This window comes from Bacillus sp. NTK034 (genome assembly GCF_017303275.1).
Taxonomy (GTDB): domain Bacteria; phylum Bacillota; class Bacilli; order Bacillales; family Cytobacillaceae; genus Cytobacillus.
The window spans coordinates 49,642-74,990 of record NZ_JAFKOJ010000007.1 but is presented as its reverse complement, the minus strand read 5'-3'; the positions used below and the strand labels follow the sequence as shown (position 1 = coordinate 74,990).

General features: G+C 35.8%; 26 protein-coding genes. 9 read left to right on the top strand and 17 right to left on the bottom strand.

The window, feature by feature from the left end; genetic code table 11:
- Window positions 1–94 precede the first annotated feature (94 nt).
- The 3 genes from JI665_RS19040 to JI665_RS19030 are packed head-to-tail and all read left to right on the top strand — an operon-like array spanning window position 95 to window position 3,694.
- Window positions 95–1,237, top strand: a complete 1,143-nt coding sequence (locus JI665_RS19040; RefSeq protein WP_071159950.1) for a tyrosine-type recombinase/integrase — start codon at window positions 95–97, stop codon at window positions 1,235–1,237.
- Window positions 1,234–3,318 carry a tyrosine-type recombinase/integrase gene (locus JI665_RS19035; RefSeq protein WP_071159948.1) on the top strand — a complete coding sequence of 695 codons (2,085 nt, stop codon included), beginning with the start codon at window positions 1,234–1,236 and terminating at the stop codon, window positions 3,316–3,318. Before JI665_RS19040 ends, JI665_RS19035 begins: the two co-directional genes overlap by 4 nt.
- Entirely contained in the window at window positions 3,311–3,694 is a 384-nt protein-coding gene (locus tag JI665_RS19030) for a DUF6262 family protein (RefSeq protein ID WP_071159946.1), read from the top strand. Before JI665_RS19035 ends, JI665_RS19030 begins: the two co-directional genes overlap by 8 nt.
- 94 nt (window positions 3,695–3,788) lie before the next feature.
- On the opposite strand, the gene JI665_RS19025 is transcribed toward JI665_RS19030, so the two are convergent.
- The 3 genes from JI665_RS19025 to JI665_RS19015 all read right to left on the bottom strand — a co-directional run bounded on the left by JI665_RS19025 (window position 3,789) and on the right by JI665_RS19015 (window position 6,013).
- Entirely contained in the window at window positions 3,789–4,256 is a 468-nt protein-coding gene (locus JI665_RS19025; protein WP_276328298.1) for a YjdJ family protein, read from the bottom strand.
- A 103-nt stretch (window positions 4,257–4,359) separates the two neighbouring features.
- Window positions 4,360–5,484, bottom strand: a complete 1,125-nt coding sequence (locus JI665_RS19020; protein WP_071159943.1) for a hypothetical protein — start codon at window positions 5,482–5,484, stop codon at window positions 4,360–4,362.
- Window positions 5,474–6,013, bottom strand: a complete 540-nt coding sequence (locus JI665_RS19015; protein WP_071159941.1) for a sigma-70 family RNA polymerase sigma factor — start codon at window positions 6,011–6,013, stop codon at window positions 5,474–5,476. Before JI665_RS19015 ends, JI665_RS19020 begins: the two co-directional genes overlap by 11 nt.
- A gap of 305 nt (window positions 6,014–6,318) precedes the next feature.
- Between JI665_RS19015 and JI665_RS19010 the strand changes: the two genes are divergently transcribed.
- A complete protein-coding gene (locus JI665_RS19010) occupies window positions 6,319–8,532 on the top strand; it encodes a penicillin-binding protein (protein WP_206842842.1) in 2,214 nt (737 codons plus the stop codon).
- A 342-nt stretch (window positions 8,533–8,874) separates the two neighbouring features.
- Window positions 8,875–9,537 carry an ATP-dependent DNA ligase gene (locus JI665_RS19005; protein WP_206842840.1) on the top strand — a complete coding sequence of 221 codons (663 nt, stop codon included), beginning with the start codon at window positions 8,875–8,877 and terminating at the stop codon, window positions 9,535–9,537.
- An 82-nt stretch (window positions 9,538–9,619) separates the two neighbouring features.
- Here JI665_RS19005 and JI665_RS19000 read toward each other — a convergent pair whose 3' ends face one another.
- Genes JI665_RS19000 through JI665_RS18990 form a run of 3 tightly spaced genes read right to left on the bottom strand, consistent with a single transcriptional unit; the run spans window position 9,620 to window position 11,199 of the window.
- Entirely contained in the window at window positions 9,620–10,243 is a 624-nt protein-coding gene (locus JI665_RS19000; RefSeq protein ID WP_071159938.1) for a hypothetical protein, read from the bottom strand.
- A gap of 18 nt (window positions 10,244–10,261) precedes the next feature.
- Window positions 10,262–10,813 carry a matrixin family metalloprotease gene (locus tag JI665_RS18995; protein ID WP_035332088.1) on the bottom strand — a complete coding sequence of 184 codons (552 nt, stop codon included), beginning with the start codon at window positions 10,811–10,813 and terminating at the stop codon, window positions 10,262–10,264.
- A gap of 38 nt (window positions 10,814–10,851) precedes the next feature.
- Window positions 10,852–11,199 (bottom strand): hypothetical protein, encoded by a 348-nt coding sequence (locus tag JI665_RS18990; RefSeq protein ID WP_071159936.1) that lies wholly within the window; start codon window positions 11,197–11,199, stop codon window positions 10,852–10,854.
- Window positions 11,200–11,495: 296 nt separating this feature from the next.
- Here JI665_RS18990 and JI665_RS18985 point away from each other — a divergent pair, with 296 nt between their 5' ends.
- Window positions 11,496–11,627, top strand: coding sequence for an FbpB family small basic protein (locus JI665_RS18985; protein ID WP_139266907.1), 132 nt, complete (start codon window positions 11,496–11,498; stop codon window positions 11,625–11,627).
- A gap of 537 nt (window positions 11,628–12,164) precedes the next feature.
- On the opposite strand, the gene JI665_RS18980 is transcribed toward JI665_RS18985, so the two are convergent.
- The 4 genes from JI665_RS18980 to JI665_RS18965 form a co-directional block, all read right to left on the bottom strand.
- Window positions 12,165–13,307: a hypothetical protein gene (locus JI665_RS18980; protein WP_071159934.1), complete on the bottom strand. Its 1,143-nt coding sequence runs from the start codon at window positions 13,305–13,307 to the stop codon at window positions 12,165–12,167.
- A 572-nt stretch (window positions 13,308–13,879) separates the two neighbouring features.
- Entirely contained in the window at window positions 13,880–14,191 is a 312-nt protein-coding gene (locus JI665_RS18975) for a hypothetical protein (protein ID WP_206842831.1), read from the bottom strand.
- A 132-nt stretch (window positions 14,192–14,323) separates the two neighbouring features.
- Window positions 14,324–14,941 (bottom strand): hypothetical protein, encoded by a 618-nt coding sequence (locus JI665_RS18970; protein ID WP_206842829.1) that lies wholly within the window; start codon window positions 14,939–14,941, stop codon window positions 14,324–14,326.
- The gene (locus tag JI665_RS18965; protein WP_206842827.1) at window positions 14,925–15,395 is read right to left on the bottom strand and encodes a hypothetical protein; all 471 of its coding nucleotides are present in this window, start codon (window positions 15,393–15,395) and stop codon (window positions 14,925–14,927) included. Before JI665_RS18965 ends, JI665_RS18970 begins: the two co-directional genes overlap by 17 nt.
- A 606-nt stretch (window positions 15,396–16,001) precedes the next feature.
- Here JI665_RS18965 and JI665_RS18960 point away from each other — a divergent pair.
- Entirely contained in the window at window positions 16,002–17,009 is a 1,008-nt protein-coding gene (locus tag JI665_RS18960; RefSeq protein ID WP_206842819.1) for a hypothetical protein, read from the top strand.
- Between the two features lie 65 nt (window positions 17,010–17,074).
- On the opposite strand, the gene JI665_RS18955 is transcribed toward JI665_RS18960, so the two are convergent.
- Both JI665_RS18955 and JI665_RS18950 read right to left on the bottom strand, forming a co-directional pair.
- Complete coding sequence (locus tag JI665_RS18955) at window positions 17,075–17,566, bottom strand: restriction endonuclease (RefSeq protein ID WP_244671253.1); 492 nt, start codon at window positions 17,564–17,566, stop codon at window positions 17,075–17,077.
- 162 nt (window positions 17,567–17,728) lie between these two features.
- Complete coding sequence (locus tag JI665_RS18950; RefSeq protein WP_206842816.1) at window positions 17,729–18,688, bottom strand: 3-oxoacyl-ACP synthase III family protein; 960 nt, start codon at window positions 18,686–18,688, stop codon at window positions 17,729–17,731.
- A 131-nt stretch (window positions 18,689–18,819) separates the two neighbouring features.
- Here JI665_RS18950 and JI665_RS18945 point away from each other — a divergent pair, with 131 nt between their 5' ends.
- Both JI665_RS18945 and JI665_RS18940 read left to right on the top strand, forming a co-directional pair.
- Entirely contained in the window at window positions 18,820–19,623 is an 804-nt protein-coding gene (locus tag JI665_RS18945) for a hypothetical protein (protein WP_206842808.1), read from the top strand.
- Window positions 19,624–19,715: 92 nt separating this feature from the next.
- Window positions 19,716–19,988 (top strand): hypothetical protein, encoded by a 273-nt coding sequence (locus tag JI665_RS18940; RefSeq protein ID WP_206842807.1) that lies wholly within the window; start codon window positions 19,716–19,718, stop codon window positions 19,986–19,988.
- Window positions 19,989–20,099: 111 nt separating this feature from the next.
- On the opposite strand, the gene JI665_RS18935 is transcribed toward JI665_RS18940, so the two are convergent.
- From JI665_RS18935 to JI665_RS18915, 5 genes are all read right to left on the bottom strand, one after another.
- On the bottom strand, window positions 20,100–20,282 hold the full coding sequence (locus JI665_RS18935; RefSeq protein ID WP_206842805.1) for a hypothetical protein: 183 nt from the start codon (window positions 20,280–20,282) through the stop codon (window positions 20,100–20,102).
- A gap of 59 nt (window positions 20,283–20,341) precedes the next feature.
- Window positions 20,342–21,316 carry a hypothetical protein gene (locus JI665_RS18930; RefSeq protein ID WP_206842803.1) on the bottom strand — a complete coding sequence of 325 codons (975 nt, stop codon included), beginning with the start codon at window positions 21,314–21,316 and terminating at the stop codon, window positions 20,342–20,344.
- Between the two features lie 115 nt (window positions 21,317–21,431).
- Window positions 21,432–21,902: a hypothetical protein gene (locus JI665_RS18925; protein WP_206842801.1), complete on the bottom strand. Its 471-nt coding sequence runs from the start codon at window positions 21,900–21,902 to the stop codon at window positions 21,432–21,434.
- A gap of 65 nt (window positions 21,903–21,967) precedes the next feature.
- Entirely contained in the window at window positions 21,968–23,884 is a 1,917-nt protein-coding gene (locus JI665_RS18920; protein ID WP_206842798.1) for a hypothetical protein, read from the bottom strand.
- Complete coding sequence (locus JI665_RS18915) at window positions 23,885–25,342, bottom strand: AAA family ATPase (protein ID WP_206842796.1); 1,458 nt, start codon at window positions 25,340–25,342, stop codon at window positions 23,885–23,887.
- Between the last annotated feature and the right edge of the window lie 7 nt (window positions 25,343–25,349).

Here is a 25,349-nt window from a genome sequence, read left to right as displayed (position 1 = left end):
ATGTTCATTGATTCTCTTTTTTTTATATATTAGAAGGATAAATTAGATTTAAATAAGTATGTCTACTTTGTTCAAATTATGTGGGGTGAAATCTATGAGAGTTCAAGAGGTTATTTTAGAAGATTGCAGTAAAAGGTATATGCTAATTGACGACGATGCTATACCCATTCTTCCTGTATTGAAATACATAAAATACTTGGATTCAACAGGTAAAAGTCCGAATACTCAAAAGACTTACTGCTATGCTTTAAAACAGTACTTTACCTTTTTAAAAAAGAAGAACATTGACTATAAATATATTAAGCTGGAAGACTTAGTTGATTTTGTGGGGATGCTTAGAAATCCATATGCATGTATAAAGACAACACCAATATCTGAAACTGCAGCAAGAAAAACTGAGGGAACTATCAATTTAACAATTACGGTTGTTACAAACTTTTATAACTACCTTTACAGAAATGAGGAAATTGATAAAGCTATTGCAGATAATATAATGCAAGAGGTCTTTAATAGAGGGCATAGGCACTATAAAGATTTTTTGTACCATGTTAATAGAAAAAAGTCATTACATAAAAACATCTTGAAAATCAAAAGAGGGAAAAGAAAGATTAAGACATTGACCAAAGAGGAAGTTGGGGAATTAATAAACGCGACTAATAATATCAGGGACAGGTTACTCTTGCAAACATTATTTGAAACAGGATTGAGGATAGGAGAATTGCTTTCATTATATCTAGAGGATTTTGTATATGATTTTAAAAATGGACATAAGATCCGTTTAGTAGAACGTGGAGAATTACAGAATGGAGCAAGACTGAAAACAGGTGAAAGAGAGATATTCATATCCCAGGAATTAATGGATCTTTTCGATGATTACCTCTATGAAATAATTGATGAAATGGGTTATGAAAACGGATTCGTGTTTATAAAAATTCGCGGTGATAATACTGGAAAACCAATGGATTATCATGATGTTTCAGCTCTTTTTAAGAGACTTAGGAAAAAGAGCAATATATCCGTTCATCCTCACCTTCTTAGGCATACACACGCAACATTATTTTATAAACAAACCGGAGATATTAAACAGGTACAGGAAAGATTGGGGCATCGCAATATACAGACAACGATAGATTTATATCTTCATCCATCTATAGAAGAAATTCAGAATAATTGGGAGAAAGCCCAATACGCTTTTCGAATTTACGATAAGAACAATAAAGGGGAAAACAGAGAATGAACAACCCGGCATTAATTACTACAAATATACATGAATATATGAAGAATCAATTATCTTCTTTCCAGTCTCGATATATAAATGAAAATGGTGATTTGGAAATAGTAAATATCAAGGATAGCTATTTCTTCGACAACAATAGATGGGAAATTGAATTTTTAAAAACTATCCCTAACTTTGAAGTTCAGTTGCAGAACCCAACTTTTAACAGAAAGTATATATACTTCTCATTTGAAAATGAATTGATTAATCTAGAAATAAAATTTTTCGTGCATAAGAAGATATTTGCGGATGAATGGTCCATGAGTACTCTTTGTGTAGGACAATCAAATAATATTCAAATTTTAAAACGTTTTTTCAAGGAAAAGTGCCCTAATTTAAACTCTCTAACCGAATTAGACACAGATAAGATTAATCGAGAGTGGTTGTTTTGGTTAGAAAGCCAAGGAATAGCGACTCAGTATGTCGATAAGCGTAATGGACACTTAATAAAGTCGCCCTTGGGTAAATACTTACTAAATTTATTAACCGAATTTAATAAGTTGATAGATTTTAGGGACGAGTGGGAAAAGGACGTTTGGGAAGCGAAGAATCTACATCGTATATACGGACTTTATTATAATCAAGCCGGAAGCCATACAACTATGGACTTCACAAAAATAAGGTATACAAGATTTCGTGAAGTTACTAAACAGTATTTTAAGCAGCGATTATTATCAAGTGATTTATCTTGGGGATCTGCAAGAAATTATTTGAATGATATCCCTGTTTTTCTGGATTTTATATTCTCAGTGGAGAGCGATTGGGATGATTTAACTAAATTAAGCAGACATCATATAAAAAAGTATCTTGATTTGCTCAACAACACTGTTAAACAAAATTACCGAATAACAAATGGTAGGCATCATATTATAAAAGCTGTAACACATATTAAAGTGTACCTACAAGGACTCCAAGAGATTGCACCCGATCTTGCACCCGAAAAAGACATAAGGGTTTTAATATTTCCGGAGGATAAACCTAAATATAAGAGGCGTTCAGATAGAATAAACTATATACCCGATTCTGTTTTAGAACAGCTGTTTGAGAATATCAACTCTCTTCATGAAGAAGTCCAACCAATAATATGGATTGCATTCAAAACAGGTCTTAGGGTATCTGATGCTTTGAGATTAAATCATAATAGCTTAATTAAAATAAACGATAAGTACCAAATAGTTACGGATATCAGCAAAACTAATGTTTCCGATCACTCAATACCAATTGATGATGATTTGGCTAATATTCTAGCAGTCCTAATTGATAAATCTAAAGGACTAAGTAACGAAGAGAACAACCCCAATAATTATATTTTCTTTAGACATAGAGGTATTAGAAAAGGACGGCCATATTCTAACGGTTGGATAAGAGAAGAGTTAAACAAACTCGCCAAAGAAAAAAAAATAGTAGACGAGCATGGTGAAATATATCACTTTAGGATTCATCAATTCAGACATACTTACGCTGTAAAAATGTTAAACAGTGGAGCTGATATTCTTACTGTGCAGGAGCTTTTAGCACATGCTTCACCAGAAATGACGGTAAGATACGCCAAGTTATTAGATGGAACAAAGCGTAGAGTATTTGAAGAAGCCATGAAACAAGGTCTATTCAGTTTCAATTATAATGGCGAGGTGAAACAAATTACTCCTGATGAAGAAGTACCTTCCGATGTTCTTGAAATGTTGTGGCGTGACCATAAGTTAAATGCCATAGATAACCCATACGGAAGCTGCCACGCAAGGATAAACGGAAATTGCCCTTATTCTGAGGAGCCCCCATGTTTAACATGTAATGGTGGACGCCCATGTAAAGATTTAGCTATAGGATTCTCTGAGTTAGACAAACAAAAGTATGAATTGCTGATAAAGACCGCCTCTAAAACAATTGATATTTTGAAGAGTCATGGCAGGGCCGAGATTGCTGAGAAGAATGAAAGAAACTTGGAAAGGTATCAGAATATCTTAAACATAATTAACGAGGGTAATTTTATTTTTGGTCGTTTAGACCGGATGAACAGAAAGAAGGATATGGCTAATGGCTAAATTCAATCTCCAGGAGCATTTAAAACAGGTGCATTCTATCCGTAAAGCTGAAACCAGCAAAAAAGTCGATGAAGCCATAAAAAGGCTCTTAAAAGCATATAACAGTATTAATTTTAATAGTGTTTCTAAAGAGGCAGGAGTAGCTAAAGCGACCTTGTATAACAACAAGGAGATCCGTGAAAGGATTGAAGCTTTAAGAGAGCAAGAACGTGGCAAGGTGGGGTTGAAAAAACAATTAAAGAGAGAAATAAAGGAAGAAAGCAAAGAAGCAATCATTGAATCCTTAAAGCGGAGGATTAAGAAACTAGAGGCCGACAACAAAGAGTTAAGAAGTCAATTAAAAGTTGCCTATGGGGAGATATACAAGCAGATGTAAGGAAGAAAATCTCCTATCTACCTAGTTACAGTAATGGAAAAATTGAAAAAGCGCTGTTCCTTGTTTTTCAGGAAAGCGCTTGATTGCTCCACTTTTAGCTTATAATTTTTTCCCGAAGTCGGTTTATAATATGATAATAGTTCGTTAGAGCAATTACTATACAAGATACACCCCCCATTAAGAAAAGGTAATATATTATTTGTCCACCAGCTGTTGAAGAATTAGAAGTAATATAGCTCAATATAAGTATTCCACTCCCTAAAAAGGTTAGATAGTAGGCTAACCCCTTTTTCTCTTCTTGGAAAATATAATACCCAATAAGGATTAACATATATAAACTGCTCAAAAACATAATAATAGGGAAACCGGGTTGGAATTTAGCTGCATAAACAAAGTAATCTAATTGTGATATATCGCTTGGTTTATTTACTTCTCCATATAAAAAGTGGCTGAAAGGTGTTGAATATCTCCACTCAAATGAACGATTTAGTATTTCACTTCCCTCATACCAAGAAACAAACGTAGAAAATAAAAGTAACAAAGAGGAAACACCAAATTTAATTATAAACCTAATAATAATACCTCCAATCCTTTTAGTATTAGCATATTATATAATCGTGCTCTTGAAGTTCGTTCTTTAACATACTAGTAACTCTAATATATAATCATCTTACTTGTTTAAACTTCTTCAAGAGTTCCTTGAGCTTCTCAAAAGAAAAATCACCTTGTGTAACTACTTCAAAATACATATTATTTCTCTCACCTCTTAAAATAAAATCTTGATGAGTTTTATCCTCATAGTACCCCCATGAAATACCGTTTATTTCAAAAGACTTTATTAGAGAAGGCGGTATAAATTCTTTCTGCCTTATTACCTCATTCCCATTTTTTATTCGATTCCACCCATTTTGTGGAAGAAATCGAGAGTTGGGAGGTGGTAAATCTTTCTGGTATTCGCGGATAAATAACATTCCATCAATATTTTGTTCATTATCCTTTATATTAGCTTCCGGAACATTATAAACTAAATCTACACCCGGTCCGTTTTCGGGCAAATAGTCAGCGGCATATAGATTAACTCTCTTCTCAATACCAATGAAATGATGAAGATCTTCCACTTTCTCTATAATGTTTCCGAAAGCGATTTGAACTTCTTCTAAGTCGCCTTTAGAATTTAGTATAGATTCTTTCTTGGGTTGTTCGACGAGTTCTTCCTTCTTAAAAACAATGTATCCAGCTTGATTTTTACCTTCTTTATAAATAATTCCTTTTCCAGCGATATATTCTTTAGTATCTTTTCCTTTAACAGAATAGATTGGACCTGGTGGGATTTCGTTTGAGTCCCCGGACTTCTTAAATTCCCAATCACCTATCCTTTTCACTTCCGCAATTTGTTCACCTAGACCTTCAGGTTGTATTACTTCATTGGTTTTTTTATAGTAATATCCATCCAAGACAATATATGGGTAATAAGGTTTAATGCTTTTTGTTTCAAGTTGATCTTCGTTCTGTACTTGATGTTTTTCCTCTTTACTTGTATCTAAAGCAGTGTTACTTTGTGGTTTATTGTTTTCTCTGTCCTTTACTTCATTAAAAACAAATGCTCCTATTCCAATGAACAAAAAAGTGCATACTGCAAATGAAAGTATGGAATTTAAATTAAAATGTACTTTTCTTTCATTTCTATTTAATCCGTTTAAAATTTTTGTTCGTTCATATGATTCGAGTGATGTATCTTTAAACACAGTCTTATCCATACTTTCTCTAAGATGTTTCAATTTATCTTCCATTAACCTCACTCCCTTCATACATTTTACGTAGCAATCCTTTTGACCTGCTTAATCTTGTTTTAATAGTGTCTATATTTAAACCGGTTAATTCATGTATTTCCTTTATTTTCAGTCCCTCATAATAAAACAGAATAATAACTTCCCTATATTTTATTGGAAGAGAAAGAACATTGTCAGAAAGTTCTTGGTCTTCACTTTTAGTTATAACTTGCTCCTCTGTTGATCGTTCACTTTTAGGCACGTGATCTTTTAATTTCTCTGCCAATCGAAATTGCCAAAAACTCTTTCTTTTTAACTCATCTTTGCATTTATTTACAGTTATTTTGTATAGCCAAGTTTTGTATGAGGAATCTCCACGAAAGAGGTGCAATTTTTTATAACAAATAATAAATACCTCTTGGGTAATATCTTCCGCCTTTCCCCAGTCCTTAACATACATATACGCAAGTTTTTTTATATCCTTGCCATACTTATTTACTAGGATTTCAATATTTATATCACTTGGATTAGTTGTTTCCAAAACCTCCATGTTTCCTCCTTAATTTTGCTTCTTACAACTTTGACGACGGCTTCCTTGTAAATGTTTCAAAAACCACCAGAGGTTAAGTTTATTGTTGGTTTTTACAAAAATTAATTTCACTAAATGCTATCGACATTAAAATACTGTCACCCTTATAGCTAACTTTCTTCGTCATTGTCTGAATTCAGATAAGTACAATGTGGATTAATATGGTAAAATTATGGATGCTGACACACAGGAAAATTCCAATACAGGAGGATGCTTAATGTGTATTAAAAAATACAAAAGGGAAACAAAATGGAGATATAAAAAGCATGCAGAGAAAACAAGCTAATATAAATTTTGGAGCAACAATTTTGTTTGTGGTATTTTGCCTCCTGTTTTTAATACTATTATTCAGACTAATTTCAATACAAATGACAGGTGAGATATTAGGTGTAGACCTTGCAGCCAGAGCTCAAAGCTTATATGAGAAAGAAAAGGTAATTGAAGCAAAACGGGGAACTATTTACACTCGTAATGGTGATGTAATAGCTGAGGATACAAATTCTTATAAGCTAGTTGCCATCTTAAATAAGAAAGTAACTAAAAATAAAAAAAAGCCTATGCATGTGGTTAATCCAGAACTCACAGCAAAGAAACTGGCAAAATTGATTGATTTAGAAGAATCAGAGATCCATAGAATACTTACCAAAAAAACGAAAAAGGGAGTACCTTTCCAAGTTGAATTCGGAAAGGCGGGTAGAGACCTTTCCCTTCAGACTAAAAGGAATATTGAAGAATTAAGGCTACCAGGAATAACATTTATTCAGGACTCACAGCGCTTTTATCCGAATGGAAAATTTGCTTCACACTTAGTAGGATATGTCGAAAAAAAGGAAAATAGTGAGGATAAAACAGACGCTATCGGTATGTTAGGGATTGAAAAAAGCTTAAATGAAGCTCTTACAGGACAGAACGGATCATTTAGCTATGAAAGTGATGTTTGGGGAGATTTATTGCCAAATGGCAAGGGTTTAGTAAAACCTGCGAAAAATGGACAGGATGTATATCTAACAATCGATAAAAAGATTCAAACATTTTTGGAAGACTCGTTAAATAAAGTGGACAAAAAATATACACCAGAAAAAATAATTGCAATAGTTGCCGATCCAAAAACAGGTGAAATTCTTGCAATGGCTCAAAGACCATCATTCCATCCCAAAACGAAGGAAGGAATTAATGAAAGTTGGCATAATGAAGCCATTGAAAATTCATTTGAGCCTGGTTCAACAATGAAGATTTTCACTCTTGCTTCAGCTATTGAAGAAGGTGTATTTAACTCAAGTGGAAGTTTCCAATCTGGAAGTTATAAAGTCACCGAAAATTCAAGCCCTGTAAAGGATCATAATGGTGGAAGAGGCTGGGGAACAATAAGTTATTTAGAAGGTGTCCAACGTTCTTCCAATGTAGCGTTTGCTAAAATTGTTAAAGAACAACTTGGATTTGAAGTGTTTAAAGAGTATCTATCGAAGTTTGGTTTTAATCAATCTACAGGAATTGATTTACCAAATGAGACAAGTGGCAAAATACTTTACGAATGGCCATTGGAAAAGGTAACAACTGGATTTGGACAGGGTTCGGCTTTTACTCCCATCCAGCAAATTCAAGCTGCTACGGCAATTGCGAATGATGGTAGTATGATGCAACCTTATGTTATAAGTAAAATTATTGATACCAATAAGAATGAGGTTGTAAAGAAATCGAAGCCGAAAGTAGTTGGCAATCCAATATCGGCTGATACTGCCAAACAAACACGAGATATACTAGGAACTGTTGTTACCGCAGAAGAAGGAACAGGTTATAACCGTTATAATATTGAAGGGTATGAGGTTGCTGGTAAGACTGGAACTGCCCAGATTCCTGATCCCAAAAGTGGTCGATATTTAAAAGGCCATAAAAACTACATTTTTTCATTTTTAGGAATGGCACCTAAAGATGATCCTGAATTGATTATTTATGTAGCAGTTCAGCAGCCTAATATAGATTTAAATACAAATGGTGCGGAGCCTGTTTCGGAAATTTTCAAACCGGTTATGAAAAGCAGTCTTCAATATTTAAATATAGAGCCATCTCAAAAAAAGAAAACACAATCAAGTAAGACTCCTGATGTTACTGGAATGTCAGTAGTTGATGCACAGAAAAGACTTGAAGAAGAAGGATTTAAACCCATTGTAATCGGTGAAGGGAAAAAGATTATTACTCAAGTACCTGATAGCACCTTTAACATGCTTAATGGAGAAAGAGTCATAATTAAAGGAGATGGGAAGTTAAAAATGCCAGATATGTCTAAATGGTCCTTAAGGGATGTTTTAAAGGTAACTAAGGCAGCTAACCTCAAAATAAATACGGTTGGAAATGGATATATAGTTAAACAAAATATCAAACCAGGATCAAAATTTATTGAAGGTGACTATTTAATCGTTGAATTGAATAATCTTTCAAAACCTGCAAACCAAAAAATACCATATGATGAAATTCTAGATTAACATAATAAGAAACATGTAAAGAAAATCTCACAATAAAAGCCCATTTCTTAACTGTTTATTGAGAAATGGGCTCTTTTATACTGAGTATATTTTCATAAGTCCTTTTTGTATACTTTGCCCCCCTTAGTTGAGTAAGTAAGTTTGATCTGAAAACCATTATTGTAAGATTAAAATGGTTTTTATGACATTTTAATGGAGGTAGATAGTTAATAGCATCTGTGCTTTAACAAATACATATGAAAATCTAAGCTGTTTTATATATTATACATGTCAAATATATGAAACTAATGTATTATAGGTATTTTTAAAAATTTGGTCTTGATAAGAAATGAGGTTACCTCCTTGTTCCCAGAGATTGCATCTGTCCAACTTCCAGATGGCGTATACGATGGGGAGTTGATTGTACCTGGTATAGATGGCAAACCCGATTTCGAAGCGATGATGAGCCGATTTAAAAGTGTAAAAGCCCCCTATCAAGTTCAGTTTGCTATATTTGATGTGATTTATGTTGGTGATAAGAAGGTCACGCATTTGCCACTTCTGGAACGAAAACAGCTATTAGAAGAACTCCTACCTACTGATTCTGAGCTGGTAACAAAAGTGAAATGGCTGAGCGGCAATGCAAAGGCATACTTTGAATTAATAAAGCAGCATGATCTTGAGGGGATAGTTCAAAAAAAGGCAGATGCCCCTTATCTTATCGGCCGGAGGTCAAAAGAAGTTTTAAAGGTCATCAATTATAAATACACCACGATCAATATTGTTGGTTATACAAAAAAGAAATTCGGCCTCCTGTTGCAATTTGATAATAAAGAATCTGCTGGAGTCATGGAGTTTATGCCTCCAATTGAGCGAAGAAAATTTTATCAATATACTCACAATAACCGAATAGCAGACAAAGGTGACATTATATTTATTAATCCTCTCCCATGCAGAGTGAAATATAGAAATTTAACAAGCAATGGTAAACTAAGAATACCGAGTTTTGAAAACTGGGTAAGCTAATATAACTCATAAAAACAACTAACCCCCTTAAATAAAAAAATAAGGGGGGTTAAAATGTTCTCTTCTACTTATTAGAGAAGAATTATTGTTTACTTGCCTTAACCTTTGACTCTTTTATAAATTGATTTAACTCTTTCCCTTTAAGTTCTTGTAGACTACCGTAGGTGCTAACCTTTTCATTTTCAATTTCAAATTTACCGTTGGGTCCACCTACCATAATCAATTTAGTTTCATTTCCTTCTTTATGAACATTTAAAAACAGAATATAGTCTTTATTTGATTCAAGAAGAGGATGTTTATCAAATGAAATCTCTGAGTTGCCATCTTGAGTGACGATTAGTTTATTATCTTTGTACTCATTATTTAATTTTATATATTCTTTTACTTGAAATTCAAACTCACTGAATGGGATGTCTGTGTGGATATTATACTCTTTCACTGTTTTTTTAACTTTTCCAACCACAATTAAATCGGATTGCTTATAGAGTTCCTCTTCGGTTAATGCTGGAAAAGATGCGGAATCATCAATAATCTTTTCCTCACCGGCAGCAACACGATCATTTAACTCTTTTACCTTATTTGCTGCTAATTGTTCTTCGGATAGGTCTTGTTCCCCAGCGTTACCCTTTTCCATATTTAAGTTGAATACCAACAGTGCTGCACAAATCAAGAAGGAGAATGTAATCAAATACGACTTTTTTTTCATTGTTAGGCACCGTCCTTATTAGTAGACATTGTAAACATAATCTAGGCCGTCTTTTTCTAAAACATCAAGGTAGCGTGTTCCGTTATCATAACCATACATAAGTCTTTCATCATTGTAAGACTCATAAAGGTCAGCTAATCCATATACATGCCCAATTTCATGAGCTGCAACTGTAGTCCAAGAATTAGCGGACTTTGCACTATTAAATTGAATTCTCCATCGTGTTGGGTGATCAGCTGAGATAGATGTAAATGTTCGTCTTGCTACCCAAGTGCATGAGGAGCAGCTATATGATTCTATAAAATTACTCGTGTCAGATGAGGTCCGTTCAATAAGTGAAAACCTATTGCCGGTCTCACTCTCAAATTTTGCCTCTCCATTTTTGAACCTACTCTCCCATGTATCTGAAGTAGCTTCAAAATAGGTAGTAGTAGTTGATGGCCAGTGGGAGCCAACATATTTCCATCCCCATGTTTCGCCTCCACCTCCTGGAAGGTCATGAGCAAAACTAGGAGAAGCGGAGACTAAAAGTATAATGAACATTGTAAAAATAGTGAACATCTTTTTCATGAATTCATCTCCTTACCTAAATGCAGGCTTTCAATTTATCAGTTATCTTCTCTTCTTAAAATACTTTTTTCACCCGAAGGTTCTATCGCCATGGCTAAACCTTCGGCTCCTTTCACACTATAAATTTTGGTCCCCTCGTCATAATAATTTGATTGGCCATTACCTGGGGTTTCATCGGGTTCTGTCTTCTTATTAATAGTGACAATCAACTTATCCTGTTCATAACTTTCAGGGTCTTCATTAGAATCCAAGGACCAAAAATCACCACTTTCTGAAACAGCCAAAATCTGATACGATCCACCTTTACCTGTATCAGCACCATTACCACACGCTGATATTACTAGAAATTGCGAGATTAACATTAAAGTGACTAGTATTTTTTTCATGTTCAATCTCCTTTTTTTAGATTCCGGAATCTATGTAATATTTTAACAAAATTTATATTTTTTAGAAAAATCAATCTATTATTAATACAGTTGATTTTCTTCAATTTATTAACAGATACCTTTAATATTCAAATAAAAAAATAACTGAAGGAATATATGTGATTTTTAGCCTACTGTTCTTCTTTATAGTTTACTTAAATTGGCAGATAACAGTTATAAAGGAACTAATAAATTGACTCTTGTTTTTCGACAACTCTATATATTGAGATTATATTAAAAGAAAAGGAGGAATTTTTATGAGGAAATCACACAAGGCTACCATGTTGGCATTAATTGAACAAAACAAGCAGGAGTTATTAAAGGATTCTGAACAACTTCAACAGATTGAGAAGCGTGTAGATGAAAAAATTTCTACCCAGAAATCTTAAATATTATTGAAAAGCGATCATTTAATTAGGAATGGTCGTTTTTTTGTAAAAAAACATGTACATACAGTATTTCATTCAATTTAGGGATATAAAAAGTAACAAGTTGTAAAAATAAAAAAGCTCAATTATTAAAATATAGAGCATATCTTCAGTAGTGTAGTGTATTGGCGGAGTAGGGCTTGTCCCCTCTTTAGCATCTGAAAGAATCGAATTAACACCAGTTTCCACGAATACAGTAAAGAACTATCCATATTTACACAACTTAATGTACCAATAATCCTCATAACTCACATATTGAATCTCCAAATATCCACGAATCCACAAAAGATTACTCGTAATTGAGATTAAAGGAATCTTAGTACGTTCGGGATTAGAAATGTGGCATTATTATCTTTGGATACAACAAAAAGACCGGTATTCATGAAATTGAACATGAATACCGGCCCGTTAGCTTGAAAAATTATAATAAATGATAAAAGGGTTAAAACCCAAAAAGCCATGTGAACCCTCGATTTTTTCACATGGCTGAAGTTCTATTCAATTTGAAAATACAACTGGGTATTTTTGGTATCGTTCGTAATAACCAGAGGCAATTTCTATTCGATCACCAGGATCTAGCTCAACAACAACTAACGATTGCATGGAGCTTCTTAAGCTCTTTCTCATGAAAGATCCTATGTTGCCAAAAGTGAAATTGCTGTTTTCCATTGACTTTAACTGGTAATAGTCAATTAAGCTATCTAAAGCGGAGGAGAATACGTTTCGAATAAAATGTTTCCTCTCCTTAAATGTCTGCTGGGTTGAAAACTGCATAACGTTAATGACTTCTTGTTTAACAGCTGTCAGCATATCACGCAATTCTTTCGAATGGTAGGATATCCCGGCATTCTCTAGTTTGACAGTTAATTCTTTACGGAAAGCGGCTTCTAATGTTTTAGTTGCATGTTCGTCTTCTTCGATAAGCAATAAATCAGGGTTAATACATACCTTGAACTTTTTAATAACAATCTGAATTACATTCTTCTTAGTTACAGCAACCCGCTCTTTATTCGGCCTTCTCTCTTTATAATCACAAGCTTCAAATGAGAAAAAATCCCGTATCAAATTAATGATGTGTCTGATCTTTAAAGCGGTTTTTTTCGTCTTGTCTTGTAAAGATTTCATTGTATAGGTAAACGATGCCTGCATTGCCTCTGCTTGGTTTTTCCCGATAAAACGAGTGAATCGATTGAACAGGTCCAATACTAATAAAATGCCGGCAGCTTCTCTTGCTGAAACTAAACATTTAAGAAGGGGCTTTGTTAATAATTCATAAGGAATACGGAAATAGCTTAATTTTTCCCCTTCAATACGATGTTCAGGTGAATTTAATTCTTTATATCCTACGATCTCAAAGGAAGGTAAGTCATTAATAATGACTTCACGAATAAGCCCTCTTTCAAGCAATACCATTTTGCCAGTATGTAAAGTTGTATAAGGTATTCCGCTTTGCTGAAAATCCGATAGAGAGAATTCCTTGCCTTTAATTCTTCCCAGGTCATCACATTTGTGATGCATAAGTATATATAAAGCTAACGAGGATGCAGGAAGAGGAGAACGTTCTTGTTCAGCTTTTAATAAATCTAACTGCTTTTGAAAAAACTTAACGCCTTTAACCGAAATTGATTGTTTTTTCTTCACTTTGGCTCTCCTCCTCCCTGTCAGAATATGTATGATAAAGTCTTATTTTATTTGATATAAAGTAAGTCTGAACCGTTGCGCCTACTGTGAAAAATAAGTATAATAAAGATAACAATTTAAAAAAGCCAATAAAAAACTAGCCCTCGAAAGTATATTTTTTTCGAAGGATACTAAAGTATTTAATTTTAAGTTTTAAGTTTAAGTGGCTTTTCTTAAATTTGTTGGCGCAAATTTAAAGGTCTTATCGGGATCATTCGTCTATCAGAATTGGCGTTTTGATGGACACTAATTTTAATTTTAAGCTGGTCGTTGGCGCGATCAGCTTTTTGCTTGGGAAAATTATTTTTGCATAAAAAAAACGCCCTATTTATTAAAAACGGTCGCTGAAAAAATAGATACACTTCTCCCCTAAAAAGGATGGACGTATCCCCAGCCCCGTAATCTGATACTTTTATACTACCATAACTTTCTAGTCGAGTAAAAGAATTTTTAAAACTCTTGCAACTTTGAAATTGGTCTGCTATTATAAAACTAATTTAATAAACAGCCTTAAATCTGATAGCAGGTCCCCCTTATCTATGATGAGGGGGATTTTGCTGTTTCTTAGAGCTTGCTAGACTTAATATGGTGCCAAGTAGGTGATTTAAACCTATTCCATATTCCCGCTGTGCTGCTAATTTTTTTGCTGTTACTAGAATAGACCGGAAGTCTTTACTAGGGGAATCTTCGTAAGCTTCATTTAATACAATCAACTGCTGTTGGGCAAAGAAAGGTTCCACTCTTTGGCTGAGAAAAATTCGATTAAATGTATCTATTAGCATCTCTTTTTCGATTGTTTCACTGTCGTGTCTTAACCGGTAAAGTAAATCCTCGATCAATATCATTTGAAGTCCCCCCTTTTTAACAAAAAAAGGCACACGGGTAGCGTATACCCATGTGCCGGTTCTTCCGTACACTAATAAATATTAATTTGATTCTATTATCTTAAAAGCATATATGTTTGTCAAGAAGACCTCCTACGTTATCCGGTTGAGAATGGCCTTCATGACATCAACATTATTCCCCTTTTCTTTAATTTTGGCAATAAAATCAAGGTAAAGGATAGCAAATAATTCTTCAATCTGAAGCTGCTCTTTATGAAGGAATGGAGAGAGATCATGAAGAAATATTTCTCCCCTTAAAAGTACCTTATCTCGAATTTTGACTGTCAGGTAGGCTTTTCTGCTATCTTCCTCCTTCACAGACATTACCTCTTCAGTCGTTTCAAATGAAAACAGGTTGGTATTCACTTTTTTTAATACCCGGGTTTCTTTCTTAGGAGGCTCTAAATATTTGTATTTGTTATCCACTAAGAAGCGAGCCATGCTTTCATATTGGGTATTTCCCTTTTTTATTTGGTTAAGAAAGTCTTCAAATAAAATAGACATTAAGTCTACGACTGAAAAAGTATAAGGAGCCTCATCGAATAGGTCCATAAAGTCCTGGCAAAAAACCTGCCCTCTTAAGTATTCATAGTATGGTAGTTTGATTTCTATGTATCGATACTTGGAAGTAAACAAAAAATCTAGAAGGCTATCCTTCTGGTTACTTAGTCTTTCTTGCAGAACATTCCATTGGCTATATGATTTCTTCAAGGTCTCCGCCCCTCTCCAGCCATTGAACACCGGACTTTATCATAATATAAACGGTCTTACGATCTGAAAAACCCTTTTGGATTGCCAGTCCATAGGGGCCGCTTATTTCTCTGTGCTCTGTCTTTAATAAGTTCGTATGCATGTATCTTTTGCTATCTTGATATGGCCAATCCCAATTGATTATATCCTGGTGATTTAATACATACCGTAGCAGCAATGTATTGAACTTAGTCTGTGATAATGGTTTCCCCATCTTTCTCATATATAGGGGATACGCTAATTTAACATAACGTCTGAGCTGCATATGAAGAATGTGATCTACAGGCAGCTTGACATTTTTAGTCTTATCCACCCGCTCTTTTCGCGGTTTTGTTGGTTTTGCTTGTGGCTGTGAGATCGTGTTAGGAACTTTATTTAGCTTCATATCATCAAACATAGGATTTATGCTACTCATATAATCTTCCTTTCTCAGGGTCACCTTTCCACTTTTCTATTAATATAAGAAGGTTGTCTTATTTTTAGAACCTAAATTGATTAAAAAAAGTATGGTTTGACCATAATGGGACTAATAAAAAGAAGAGTGAGAGGAAGAGAGATATGAGCAAAAAAAAAGAAAAGGATATTAAAAAGAAATTTGCTGAAGCAATGAAGAAATCCCAGCAAAGAACTGGAATGAAATTGCTTAAAGTAAAGGTGAAATAAAAAAAGACACCGGCTATCTTGGCCGGTGTTGGAGAGAGGAATAAAGAATCTGCTAGGGTTATACCTATAACAGAACAAATGTTCTTGTTTATTATACAAAAGATAGAAAGTATATACAACTAAAACATTTAAATAGGATGCTTTGCTTTTCCCTAGCAAGGTCACCCCCAGATTTCAAACCCTTTTTATGTATGTAATATTGCATTAAAAGGTTTTTTATTGTCCCATTATAGTTCACAATTCAAAAGTAAGAGAGATCAGCTAATATTATTAATATATTCTTTACATAGATTGTATTGAATTAATTTACATATTTTCCTATACTTAGTAAGTATTTTATTTGGGGAGTGATATGTAAATGATTGGAAACCTAAGAAAGATGGCCGCTTTACTTACTTTAACTTTAGTGTTAATAGTTTCTTCAGTTATTGTGAGCCCAGGAGCAGCAAATGCAGGATATGCAGATAATTACAACCGTCTATATTATGATTTATCAAGACTCGTTTATTCTGCAGAATACAGCTCTTATACTCGTAAAACTATCCAAGACGATCTTAACAGTAAGCATGGGGCGGGCAAATTTAAAGTTATTTCAGCAGTCGATGTTAATGCAGATGTCTACCATCCGATGAGTGCTTCTTCCAGTACTGGAGAATGGTTGAGACTGGATGGGACCGGTTTTAAAGCAATGGCAGTGGTTGCAGAAGGCAGCAATAAGTTATTTATCGCTTTCTCCGGTACAGATAAAAGCTGGAATTTCATACCGGACCTTAATGATGCCAACACTGCCAGAGAGACTCTATCAAGTAATGCACCTGGACAAAACTATCAGGCTCAGTTGTTTACAAATTATATTTATGAAGCTTTCCCGGCATACAGGAGTTATCAATGGTACTTTACTGGTCATTCATTAGGTGGTTGGTTAGCAACAAAGACATACTTAGATATACGCTCAGCTAATTGGTTACTTCCAGATAAATCAAAGTTTAAATATGGTGGGGGAATAAAGAAATCCTCTATTAGCGGCGTTTATACATTTAATCCCCTGCCAATGGGTAAATCACAAATCAGTTCTACACAATGGAATGCAAATAAGAACGGATTGTACGATACTGATGTGAAAAATTTATATCTGAATAATGAATGGCTTAATGGTGTATACGATATGAATACCGATAAAATGGATTACATTGGTTTTCAGGGTAGTATTAATTCAGAAAACATCCTCCATTACAGCAGACTTGACTATTTGAGTAAAGGACCAACTCTTGATCTAGTAGACTATGCAAGGCAGGCATTAACAGCACAGAAAGATATTCTAAATGCTCATGGCTTATCTAGATTAAGCCCTTATGTTTCTTATTAATTGTAAAATCAATGCCTAAAATTTTTATAAAAAGTCCGTAGTTATTGATAACTACGGACTTTTTTTCACGAACTCCAAAAGTGCTTTTTTTCAGCAGACGAGCTTTTTGAATTTAAAATTAATTCTACCAATTCATAGCGGTCTATTAATTTAACATTAGAAGATTGAGCTAGTTTTATCGCTGGTGTTGTAAAAAAGTTATTCGTAATTACCCAAGCCTCCTGAGCATTGTAATAATCCCAGGCTGTATTTATTTCTTGTACTGCCCTTATACCAACCTTCTTTTTATATCTTTTAGCTTGTATTACGACTTTAACGTCTCCTTCGAGTATAAGGTCAGCACCAAAGTCATTTGATGCTTTTGTTACCCTGACACGGAATCCGAGTTTATCAAAAAGGACTCTTAGATATTTTTCAAACTCATCACCCTTCATCAAATCTATTTCTTCTATACCTGCTTTATTAAGACGCTTGTTTAATTTAAATTGTTCAATAAAGTGATAAAGGATGAGCCCAATAAAAAATAAAAAGAACAAGATTAGCATACCATCTAACATGCTTCAATCCCCCGTAACAAACGCTTGGTTCATTTTGTTTGTTTTAAGTATACCTGACTCACTAAAGTAATCCATCAATAATTGGGTCTAAATCTACAAAAAATGAGCTTATAAAATCAAAGCTTGTCCTTTAAAGCCTCTTATTAGCTAAGGTTGAATCGATTACTTCCCCCACTTTATTAGTGCTGCTGACCAGGCTAAACCTGATCCAAAGCCTGCGAGGGCGACATAGTCTCCGTCTTTAATTCGTCCCTCTGTTACTTCATCAGCAAGAGCGAGTGCCACACTTGCTGAAGAGGTGTTGCCATAGTACTGGACAGCATGAGTGGCAACCTTCTCAATTGGGAAATCCAAGTTATATACCGCTTTTTCAATAATACGAAGGTTAGCCTGATGTGGAACAAGATAATCCAAGTCATCAAGAGTTAAATTCGCTTTTAGTAAGACCTCATTTACAATTATCGGAATGTATGTTGAAGCAAACTGAAAAATAGCCTCGCCATCCATTGACGGCCTATGGTTACTGTCTTCACTCATATACTCAGACCCGGATCCGTCAGAACCTACCGTTGATGATAAAAGGCCGAACCCTTCTGACACTTCTCCTACAATAGCAGCACCCGCTCCGTCGCCAAACAATATATTTACCTTTCTTTCCTTCTTATTTTCTAATACCATGTTTCGGGAACATTCATCTACACCAACTACCAACACTTTTTTCGCAAAGCCGGTCTGTACATACTGGAAGGCATTTAACAGAGCGAATACAAAACCAGCGCAGCCTACACTCATATCATATGCCCCAGCTGTCGTTGGGATGCCGAGGCGATTTTGAACTTGGCATGCAATAGAAGGATATATACGTTCCTGTGTAATAGTGGAGAGAATAACAAAATCAATTTCGGTTGGATCTACATTCGCATTCTCAAGTGCCGCTTTCCCTGCTGCATATGTCATGTCTATCATATTAATGCCTGGAATCGTAAATCTTCTTTCTTTGATGCCTGTCATTTTTTCGATAGATCTACCAGAAATGCCGCACTTCTCTTTGAAGTATTCATTTGTTACTACATAAGGTGGCAAATAGCTTCCTACACCAAGTATTCCTGCGCTTCTCAACATGTTCGTTTCTCCTTTTTTGACGAATTTTGGGGAACCCTCTTCAATAATATCCAATATTTTCATATTTTAGGAGGAATATGTATATTTTTGGCTAATTAATAAGGGGTAAAAACAAAATTAGGAGGAGAAAAATGAAGAAATTTAGTAGTATCGTATGTTGTACTCTGTTGTCTTCTGTTCTTTTATCACCGTATGCGGGAGCTGCAAGTGCCGCTGGGGGAGTTGAAACTCCATATTTCGACGGGGTGCAAGATCCTGTCGAGCAAGAGTTGGGAATTAATGTACTTGTGGATACTGATGAGCTATCAGTCTATCAGATCAATGAAGATGGTAAATTGTATGAGTATCGTGAGACGGTTACCTTTGTGAATGAAAAACAAGATATTACCGTTCAAAAATATGAAGTGAATGGTTCTGAGAAAGTACTTGTGGAAGAATACAGTACCTTAGTCACGGAGAATAAATTAACAGGTACTATTACTGTGGAAACTGAAACAGGTGAAACGGTAGAGATTAGTACTAAACAATCCTTCGGGGACAATCCAACAGTCATGCCAATGCCTATGGCAACATACTATGGCTCATACATTTCTGATGTTAGATATAGGTTTACTTCGAGCACTCAAGGTCAAGCTATCATGGCTGGCCAGAGTCCCTATTATAAGTATGCATCTAGGAAAGACGGAGACTTTATTAGGTTCCAAGGGCATGCTGATAACCTTAGAACTATAGAGAAAAACCTAGCAACCTTTGGGGTAGCTGGTTTTGCTGATGATATTGTAAAGGCATTAAGAGCTGGAAAGATTTTAAGTTATACCTTAATTAAAAACATTGTTAAAGGTGCGGTAAAGGTAGGACCATTTGGAGCTGCATTAAACTTATATTATTATGGTGCTGAATGGTTGAAGGCAAGAGATGATTATAGAAAAATATAAGTGAAAATTAAGCCACCGGTAGGATATCAATGTCACCCAGCCGGTGGTATAATTTTTACATATTTAACAATTATTACAAAAAGGATGGTAACGTGCGAGTACTAATATTTATTTTAATTCTTTTATTAGCGGCGCTGATCTCCAAGGGTATTGAAAAAGTAGCGGGCATCTCAAATAAAGGTTTTACAAATGCTCTTTACTTCCTATGTGTAGGTATAATTTCTTCAGTCACTTACTTTTTAGTCGATAATGAATTGCAGCTATTTGTATCAACTTTAGTCATAATAGGATTTGGCTTAACCATTGTCTACTTCATAATAGGGATTATCCGTAAGAATCAGGGGAAAACGAATGAAATACACTGATAACAGTAAAACCATAAAACAAAAACCCTCAATATGCTACTAATGCGCATATCGAGGGTTTTATTAATTATATAAAGAGAGTTTAGTCATATAACTTGGAAGATTCTGAAGTTAATCAACTATTTTCCAGGCTACTTCACTATATGTTCCCTCTTCTCGAATTATAGATTTAATGTCCGGATGACTGGCATCTTGCTTCGCCTTTTCTTCGATTGTCATCCCTTCATCATATTCATACTCTTCTGGATCATACTCCCAAGTTACGGTCATTGATAATTGAATTTTTTTAGGCATTGATCTTATCCTTTCTAGCTTAATCATTATTCTGTCAAATCGGCAAAATTATGGTTTAATCACCCGGCGGCAGTATCTAATTCTACAAAACATCCACATGCCCCGTAATCGAATATATCATATTGCATTGGCTGTTGTTTTAATTCATATAGGGATTTGGTTTTCATGAACGTAAACGGCTTCTTAATATCTTCACCGTGACGATTTTTACCGAATCTCCAATTCTTAGTATAGGGATGAGTGTCTATTATGTGTTGGATTTTTGCTGACTTCTCACCGGTTGAAACAAACTCCCAGACATCCTTATACATATAGTCTTTACATTTTCCGCTTTTAATGGCAGGTTGCTTTGTATAACGGATATAATCGCTTATAACAATTTCTTGTTCCATTAACTCAATAAAGCTCTTCTCGTCTTTCATAAAGAGGTTTTTGAAATGAGCTTGGCCCCCCTTTATGCATTTACCACCACAATTATTATGGTGGAAACCTTTGGAATAAAGCTGTCCGGGCAAAATAGAATATTTCCTTAAAGACTCATCGATGTTTATGTCATGGTAAATGAGCGGATTTACAACCTCATAAGGTGCCCAGTTGATTTTAATGGGCTCTTCCCGGTGTAACTCATTGACGCCTATACCAAAGTATAAAGTCGCATTACTAATAAAGTCATCCGTTTTAATATACTTCTTGTTATGCCATACTTCTATTTCAGGTTTAATCCCCTTTTTAATGTAATCGGATGCTACTTTCATTTTCAATTCTTTCGAGCACGAACCAACTCGGGAATTGGCCATGAATTTTTGCTTTACCATTAATTGTGGCGGAGTCAAACCCCTACTATGTATTAACATAGGGAGCTCCAAGCGATTTGAAGCATCTATAATAAATCGATAGAGATCAAAGTCTTCCCACTTCACATCGGTAAAGTATAATAGAATACTATGTCCTTTCAAATGTCCGTATTGCTCCTTTACCCAAGCGGCTACAGCGAAACTAGCATTTCCCCCTGATAGAAATACGATATGATTCATATTTATATTCCTCCTTAAAAAGGTATCAAATTTGTCCTTATCCATATATAAGAAATTAAGGTTAATTTTCCGAATTGTGATTTTATTAAGTAGATAACTATTTTAGAGTTTTCTATTATTCGAATAGTCTCATCTGATTTTGCTGCTTCACATAAGCGTACTTCCCACAGCAAATCACTTCTTCTGCCCCAAGTACAGGCTTATTGGCTCCTGCTAGAGTAAATAGCGGCGTATGGTAAGGGTTGTAATGCACTTGGAGAAAATCGCCCGGTACTAACTCATTTATGCCGACCAATTCTCCTCTAATATAGGCATGCACTCTTTTCCGCTTCTCCTGAATAGTCTTTTGTCTCCCGCTCTCGGAAACGATGAATCGAACATTCCGGAGCATAACCGTGCTGCAGTGTGAGAGAACCAGTCCAGATTTAGAACAGCGGATGCTATATCCATTGTTCGTGTGTAAATTCCTATACACGTCTACCATCTGCTGTGGTACAACCTTTCTGTCTTTGAATGGTGTAAAAAACATTCCATTTTGGTTAACTGATTCCCCAATTAGATTGCTAGTATTGAAGCTGCTTAACATCTGAAAACCCTCCTTAAAAAATTTTTAACCTATTAAAAAACCGCCCTAATGGACGGTCAAGGTTTTTACTTCCGGCGTTGCCGAATAATTCTTTTTACTTGTTTCTGCAGTTCCCGAGCAATGTTCTGTTCCGAAAAAATAGCGCGGCCAGGATACATGTCTCGAACAGTTTGAATAGTATGGGGACTTGGTTCTCCTACAAATAGACATAGAACATCAATTCCCTGTTTCTCTGCCTTCTCCACCATATTTCGTATAGTCTCAGGACCTTCTCCATGTTCAAAAACAGGAAGACCATCAGATAGGATAATGGCTAATCGGATATCCTCTGGACGCTTTATTAGCTGATCAAGAGACCACTGTAAAGCTAATGTGTCACGATTCCCCAATTCCGGCTTTATTGCCCCTAAGTAACTCTTTTCTTCCTCACCATAGCGGTGTGGATTTGGCTTAATAGGATAGATAATGGTTTCATCATCTTCCGTAAACGCATGAGCTGTTGTAGGGATGCCTGCCTCCACACATGATTCTAAAAGAAGCAGCATGGCTTTCTGAATCTCCTGATAAACGGGAATACCACCAGGTAGCAAGCACCAAGTCGATCCACTAATATCTCCTAATAAAGAAACAAAAGCATTTCCCTTTGGTGTGCCTGCTTTGTATTTCTGAAAGACATTCGAGTCACTACAATGGACCGCTTTCCAGGCTTTATTTGGCATGAAGCGGCCACTGCGGACATTCTTCCTCACTTGGTCCTTCTCACCTTCCAGAAGCTCTCTGAGAGCCTTTGAAGTAGGTTTAATGAAGCGTTTTATTTCTTCACGCAGTTTGGCGTATTCGTTTGCGTTTTCGCGGTGGTACGCTTTCACAACGATCTCTTCGTTAAGACGTGTTTTCTTTTCTGGAATCTCAATGGATACCTCAATTTTCTTTTCTTCAAAGTCACTTACTAATTCATCAGCTTCTTTAAAGTCTTTTTCCTGCTGCTTTTCTTCTATCCGGATGATATGAGAAAAATCAGGCTTAGATGGCTTCTCTTTGTCACTTTCGTCAGTTTTCTCTGGTTCTTTGCCTTCGGATTCATTCATTGAGCCAGTGGTGTTTTTTTCAGTTGAACTCTCTTGTTCACTAGCAGAGTCTTCTTTTGCTATCTCGACTTGAACAAGGATACTCTGAGCATTTTCTCTCGTTTCTTTTGAATCCCCCCACTGCTGTCCATCCTCGTGTGAATCAGATTGGTAATCTGCAGGCGGTTGGTCCATTTCCATATCATTTAACTCCATCCACTCGGCTAAAGTTGGCCAAACCTCCTTCATGATGGAGGAAACTAGCTCTAAGCATTCCTTGGTGGAGGGAGCAAACCGTAATTCCTCAATTTTCTCCTGGACGGTGTTGACCAGTTCAACCGCTTCTGGCAGCCAACCCTCTAAATCGTTCATCCCTAATACTCTGGAAGAATAACAATCTTGGAAGTCCTGGATAGGATTTTCTCCTATACCTTCCTCCCGGATTCCAAATCTCCACTCATAATTTGTAAAATCTACATAATCTTTATAAGTAGGGAATTTAAGAACCACAAAGTTTTCCATCCTTCCGTCCATGCTCATGTTTCCAAAGAATTGAAGCCATTGACTGGGATACTTGGGATTTGAAAAGTCTTTCCAGTCCTCAAGCCTTATAGAATGGTTGTCTACCTGCCATTGAACATAATCCGGAAGGTAATCAAACTCAATATGACCTCTTTCATGGAGACCATGTCCCTTTCGTAGAATACGGCATTCTTCAGGAGAAAAGAGTCGATGATGTTCCGTTTGAACTTCATACTTTACCCAAATGGTTTCTCCATCTGTATATGAGGTTGAATCATCAGTCCAAAGAAAGCCAAAATCTTTGCCTCCAAATAAAGAACGAAGAGTGCGTTTTAAACGCACTCCTTCTCTTTGCTTAACCTTTTCCTGGCGTAATGAAAGAGCGGTAGTCATCTACATAGCCCCCTTCATATATTCTTCTTCCTCTTTCGATGTCGGGAAGTCTTTCCAGGCTTCAGTCCGAATCATATCTCTAGCAGACATGTACTCATCAAGGTCCTCGATTTTGTTGATAATATAGTCCTCGATTACCTCAGTTTTTGTGTCATTAGTTACTCCATAATCACAAAAATATTCCGCAGCATCGATATAGCCACGTAAGGTGTCAGCAGCATGTCCTTGAGACTCCTCTGAAATTAGTTTGCTTATAGCGTTTTTCACTTTTTCAAGAAACATCAGAGCATAGGAGTCATCCAAACCGGTTTTCTTCTCGATTAACTGCTTGAAATCCGATGTATAAGGAAGTCGAAGGATTGCAAAACGGTCTTTTAGCGCATCGTTTAGCTCCTTCACTCCTTGATAGCCTTCACCCACGTTCATACTTCCGACAATGACGGAATGATCATGACGGTGAATGGATCCTATGGGAGTAGCTAACACTCTGTTTTCATCTGCAACGGAATGAAGGATCGAGGTAACATCCCCAACAAGCATATTGATTTCGGCCATGTTGACAATGCCACCATATTCAATCACCTTTGCAAACTCAGAAGGGTCGAATGTTGATTCTCCATTCTTAAAGGCCGGTTCCCCAACTAAACTTTCTTTAGTTTCATCTTTGTTCCCAACATAAACAGTCATTGGTAAACCAAGGATCCAAGAGATCGTGTTGATTAAAGTATCTTTACCGCTCCCTTTATTTCCTATCAGCAAAAGGTCTTTGCCTTTTAAGATGTGTCGTAATGAGCGGGCCAACATCTCTCCCTGATATGGAAAATTAGGTTTTTGAGGCTCAATTGTCATTGGTCTAAGTCCAACTGTAGTATGAATCTCAGCTCTCCTGGCTTGTAGCTTGGAGATCATTCTGGTAGATAGGCCTTCATTTTGAAGATGCTCCTGGATTTCGTTCCAACCCGCTTTCCAGTTCCTTTTTAAAACGGGTGCTGGAATTGAGGGGGATGCTGGAATAGCCGCTGCAGGAGCGGTAGAAGAAGTACTTGGTTCTTCTTCTACCGGCTCTAGCAATTCAAAAAGACTATTCATGCTAGAGTATTCCTTATCCTCTTTGGGAAAAGGCAATGCTTCTATCCCGGCAATATCAAAACCAAATGAAGCCTTCTCTACCTGAAATCCTACTTTTTCTGCTATAGCGGCGCCGAGTACTAAATGGGTACATTGGCTATTCTTTTCGTTTTTCTCACAATAGTGATAGAACTTAGCCTTACCTTTCTCTGCTTCATCTGAAACGATAAAGGCATGAGGTTCCAAGTCTTTAAATTTCACCCGATAGACCTGCTGAGCTTTGGGACTATTTAAGCTTTCGATTCTTTCAACGGTCTCAGGAACCTTCTCCCCTACCATCTGAATAGTTGCTTCTGGTAATTTCATTCTTTTAAAAACTGCTTTTGCCATTTTAAAT